Here is a 4,969-nt window from a genome sequence, read left to right as displayed (position 1 = left end):
TGTAACGGTGTACTTTAACCCTGCGGATGTCAACTTCGCAAAGAAAGCATACAAAACGTTTGATGATCTGCGCAAGAAGCAGGAGACCCGCGCAAAGACGCTTGAAAAGGATATCCCCAATGATGAGCTTTTCGACATGGTTGATTCTCTTGACAAGGAAATGCGCAGCATCATCAATGACCTGTTCGGGCAGGACATTGCCGATACGCTTTTTGGCAGCGTCAACGCCTATTCCGCGGCCAACGGTGCGCCGGTTTGGCAGAACTTTATGACCGCCATTATCGAACAGTTTGACGAGGCAGTAAAGCGCGAACAGGCGCTTGCCGATGAGAAAATCCGCAAGTATACACAGAAATACCGTAAATGATGTACGATCTTCCAACGTCGCTGAACGTCTGCGGCGTTGACTATGAAATTCGCTCGGACTATCGCGCGGCACTGGACGTGCTGGCGGTATTTGCTGCGGCCGATCTGACCAACGAGCAGAAAGCGCTTGCGGCTCTGGATATCTTTTATCCGGACTTCTTAAAAATGCCAGATGAGCACATTCCAGAAGCCATGAAGCAGATGACATGGTTTCTCGACTGCGGTGACGAGGGCGATAATCGCAAGCGACCTAAATTGATGGACTGGGAGCAGGATTTTCAATACATCGTTTCCCCCATCAATCGTGTTGTTGGGCGGGAAGTGCGGGCAATGTCCTATTTCCACTGGTGGTCTTTCGTTTCGGCGTACTACGAGCTGGGAGATTGTCTGTTTGCGAATATCGTCCGCATCCGAAGTCTAAAGGCCAAAGGGAAAACACTTGACAAAGCCGACCGTGAGTTTTACCGCGAAAATCGGCGCATTATTGACTTAAAGCGGACGCTGGCCGAGGAAGAGACCAATACCATCAATGTGTGGTTAGGCAAAAACGCCAACAAAAGCCCATAATACGGAGGTGATTTTTTGGCTGACGGTGAAATCGTATTCGAAGCGACTATTAGCGATAAAAAACTCCATCAGGAGCTGAACAAAGTAAAAAGCAACATCGAATCCCTGCAAAAGGAATTTAACCGGCTCGGCGCCCAAAAAACGCCGATGGAAGACCGGCTGCGCAACATCGGCGCAGAGCTGGATGCGGCAAAACAGGTGCTTGCCGATATGCGCACAGCGCCAAAAGGCACGTATGAAAAAATCGACGTGTCCGAGCAGGCCGAGCGCGTGCGAATGCTGCAAAGCGAATTCAACAAAACTGCAAATAGCATTGACAAGCTCAACGAAAAGCTCAACAAAACCGGCGATAAGATTTCCGACGCGAAAACGCAGGCGGTTGAATTATCACGACAAATCGATGGACGATCCAAAGGTGCTGGACTGCGCAACGCAACCGAAGCGGCGGCAGATTCCATGAAAGTTTTTGGACAGCGAGTAAAATCTGTTGTCCGCAGTGCCCTTGTTTTTACGGTTATTACCCAAGCATTAACAAAAGTGCGCGACTGGGCAAAAAATGTCGTAATGGTAAACTCCGATGCAAGAGAATCCATTGCGCAGCTTAAAGGAGCGCTTTTGACACTGGCACAGCCTCTTGTAAGCGTAATTGTCCCCGCCTTTACACTGCTTGTAAAAGTAATTACGGCAGTAGTCTTGCAGATCACGCGCCTTGTGGCGCTTATTTCTGGCAAGAGCGTCAAAGCAACAGCAGATTCCGCAAAGGCTCTTAATAAGCAAACAAATGCTTTAAAGGGAACCGGAAATGCAGCAAAAAAAGCTGCTGGACAGCTTGCGGCGTTTGATGAGATCAACCAGATTTCCACCGATACCGCGGATAACGCGGGCGGCGGTGCATCCGCTGACGCGATCACGCCTGACTTTAGCTACATGGACGAGATCAACGACAAGCTCAAGAAAATTGCTGATGCGGTCATGCTAATTGCCGCAGGGTTGGCCCTGTGGAAACTTGGCAGCTCTCTCCCCGGAACGTTGGGAAAGATTTTAACAAAACTCGGCGGCATTCTCATTGCTGTTGGCGGTTTAATCATTTTGTGGGAAAGCCTGTCTGACGCATGGAACGACGGCGTTAACTGGAAAAACTTACTCGGATCTCTTGCGGGCGCAGCGGCACTTGCCGGAGGCCTCGCTCTTGCGTTTGGCAAGGTGGGCGCTGGCATTGGACTGGTAGTATCCGGGGCGGCCCTGCTGGTCGCTGCATTGCACGACATGATGGAGGCCGGCATGAACCTGGAAAACACGCTGATGAGCGTCGCCGGTCTGATGATTGGTGGCTTGGGAATTGCTGTGCTCACAGGGTCCTGGATTCCGCTCCTGATTGCCGCAATCGCCTCCCTGCTTGTGGCTGTGGTGAACGCCTACGGCGATACAGAGCAGTTCGTCGACGGAATCAAAACCATGCTGGATGGGTTTGTGGCCTTCTTCGCGGGTATTTTCACCGGGGATATTGACCGTGCCATCGGCGGCATCGAAAAAATCTTCAAGGGCTTGCAAAACGTTCTGTTTTCCATTGTGGATGCGCTCAAAAACATGTTCCTGTCGTTCTTGGATTGGCTGGATGAGAAGACTGGCGGGAAGCTCCATGGGATCATCGAGTTCATCAAAAGCTCGGTCACGGGAGCATTCACTTTCATCAAGGATTTTATCGGCAACGCCATGGCAGCCATTAAGAAGATATTCACGGGAATCGTTAAATTCCTCTCCGGTGCGTTTACGAGCGACTGGGACAAAGCGTGGGAGGGTATCAAAGATATCTTTGACGGCATATCAACAGCCATCAAGGGGACGTGGGCATCAGCCATCAATGCAATTATCCGTGCATTGAACTGGCTGATCGACAAGGCGAATAAAATCAGCTTCACAGTCCCAGGCTGGGTGCCGGGGCTTGGTGGCAAGCATATTGGCGTCAACATCCCGAAAATCAACGAACTTCAAATCCCCAAACTGGCCCAGGGTGCGGTCATCCCGCCTAACCGCGAGTTTATGGCCGTACTGGGCGACCAGAAGCACGGAACCAACATTGAGGCCCCCCTGGACACCATCAAACAGGCCGTTGCGGAGGTGCTAGGGCAAGGCAGCGACCGGCCCATTACCATCATTGTCCAAATGGACGGCAAGGAGATGTTCCGGCAGATGGTGCGGGAAAACAACTCCCAGGTGCGCATGAACGGCAAAAGCCCGCTGCTGACGTGAGGTGACGCATGGAAGTACTTAAGGTAACAAAGAAATCCGGGGCGGTGGTATCTCTCCCGGCCCCGGATGAACTGAAATGGAACATTTCCGACCTAGACGCAGATGGGACCGGCAGAAACCAGAACGGCGATATGTTCCGCGACCGCGTGGCCGTGAAGCGCAAGCTGGAATGCTCCTGGCGGCCACTCGTCTCTGCTGAAATGGCCAAGCTTTTGCAAGCCGTGGACGATGTGTTTTTCAGCCTTACATACCCCGACGCGATGACCGGCACCGACCGCACTATGATGTGCTACGTAGGCGACCGGTCATCGCCGATCATGCGGCCCGAAACCGATGGGAAATGGCTGTGGGGCGGGCTGTCCATGAACTTCGTGGAGAGGTGACGCCATGTACAATGTCTCCACCGCGTTTCACGCCGCTTTTGCGGATTATGGCCGCGAAATCAAGGCAAAGGTGATTTTTAACGGGCAGACAGAGCTTGACGGGAACTACGTTCAGGAGATCACCGCAACACCGGCGTTTGATTCTTCAGACGGAATCTCCGTCGGCTCCGCCTGTTCCGGGCGGTGCAAAATCCGTATTTACAAGCCGGACGAGCCGTTGCAATTGTCCGGTGGGTACTTTGTTCCGTATATCGGCATCTACGTTCCTGGTGGTGATACAGGCACGACAGCCATTGCCGGTCAGGCTGTGGCCGGTAAGGCAATCGCTGGTGTAAGCACCGCAGCGTCTGGGGTGGAATATGTCCCCCTGGGCCGATACTACATCCCCGCAGACGGCGTGGATAATTTGGCGTACGGTTGGGAAATCACCGGCTATGACCAGATGGCATCCTTGACGGAGCAGTACACCCCGCAAATTGAGTTCCCCGCCACACCAGACGCTATGCTGACGGACTTGTGTGCGCAAAGCGGCCTGACTCCCCCAACGGTGACTTTCCCGGATATGACAATCGAGTCTGTGTTTGAGGGGACCATCCGACAGCAGCTGGGGTGGCTAGCTGGACTGTGCGGACAGTCCGCGCACTTCGACAGAGACGGCAATCTGGTGTTCAAGTGGTACGCAAAAACCGCCTTCCGGGTCAGCCGGGAGCAGCAGTACATGTCCGGCCTGACTCGCACGGCAGACGGTCCGTACACGGTATCCAGCCTCACCACAGGCACGGAAGATGAACCCATTACATCCGGCACCGGATTGGGCATTACATCAACAAACCCATACATGAACCAGGCCGTTGCGGACCTGATTCAGCCGGAGGTGGAAATATCTTTTCAGCCCTGCGATGTAAAATGGCGCTGCGACCCGTCTGTTGAAGTGGGAGACGTTATCCAGGTGGAGGGTGATACCGGCGAGTGGCTGGACGTGTGTGTTATGCAGCAGGAAATCCACCTGTACGGCGGTCTGTCCTCTACGATGCACAGTTACGCCCCACAGGACGCGGGTTATGCCATGGAAAGCCCTACAGAGCAGCGCATTAAGCGGGCTTATGAGGGCCTTACCAAGGCCATGCAGAACGCTACGCAGAAGATCATCGGGGCAAAGGGCGGGTATTATGAACTGACTCTGGACGAACAGGGCTTTCCCATCGGGTGGACCCTGCGAGATACGCCCACCATTACGCCCAATACCCGGATGTGGATTATGTCCACAGGTGGGCTGGGATTCTCCAAGGACGGCGGAAATACAATTTCCGGTGTCGCCTTGACCATGGACGGCGAGATCAACGCAAATGTCATCACCGCCGGGCAAATGTCCGCAGAAAGAGTCACCGTCAACGGCCAGACGC

The 4,969-nt window shown here is 53.5% G+C and carries 5 protein-coding genes; all 5 read left to right on the top strand.

Annotated elements, in window-relative coordinates; genetic code table 11:
- The coding region (locus tag ACZM8Y_RS17580; RefSeq protein WP_489501950.1) for a hypothetical protein at positions 1-367 on the top strand (367 nt) is incomplete at its 5' end.
- Positions 364-933, top strand: a complete 570-nt coding sequence (locus ACZM8Y_RS17575; RefSeq protein WP_489501949.1) for a Gp15 family bacteriophage protein — start codon at positions 364-366, stop codon at positions 931-933. The genes ACZM8Y_RS17580 and ACZM8Y_RS17575, both read left to right, overlap by 4 nt.
- Before the next feature lie 15 nt (positions 934-948).
- On the top strand, positions 949-3,183 hold the full coding sequence (locus ACZM8Y_RS17570; protein ID WP_489501948.1) for a phage tail protein: 2,235 nt from the start codon (positions 949-951) through the stop codon (positions 3,181-3,183).
- A gap of 8 nt (positions 3,184-3,191) precedes the next feature.
- Positions 3,192-3,566, top strand: coding sequence for a DUF6711 family protein (locus ACZM8Y_RS17565; RefSeq protein ID WP_489501947.1), 375 nt, complete (start codon positions 3,192-3,194; stop codon positions 3,564-3,566).
- 4 nt (positions 3,567-3,570) lie between these two features.
- Positions 3,571-4,969, top strand: a 1,399-nt coding sequence (locus ACZM8Y_RS17560; protein WP_489501946.1) for a hypothetical protein, incomplete at its 3' end; no start/stop codon positions are given.

The sequence above is a fragment of the Bilophila sp. genome, assembly GCF_057864385.1.
This window is presented reverse-complemented; position numbering and strand designations above follow the sequence as displayed.

Excerpts from the sequence above, each read along its gene's own strand:
- ACZM8Y_RS17575 (WP_489501949.1), top strand. The coding sequence starts at position 364 with ATGATGTACGATCTTCCAACGTCGCTGAACGTCTGCGGCGTTGACTAT.
- ACZM8Y_RS17565 (WP_489501947.1), top strand. The coding sequence starts at position 3,192 with ATGGAAGTACTTAAGGTAACAAAGAAATCCGGGGCGGTGGTATCTCTC.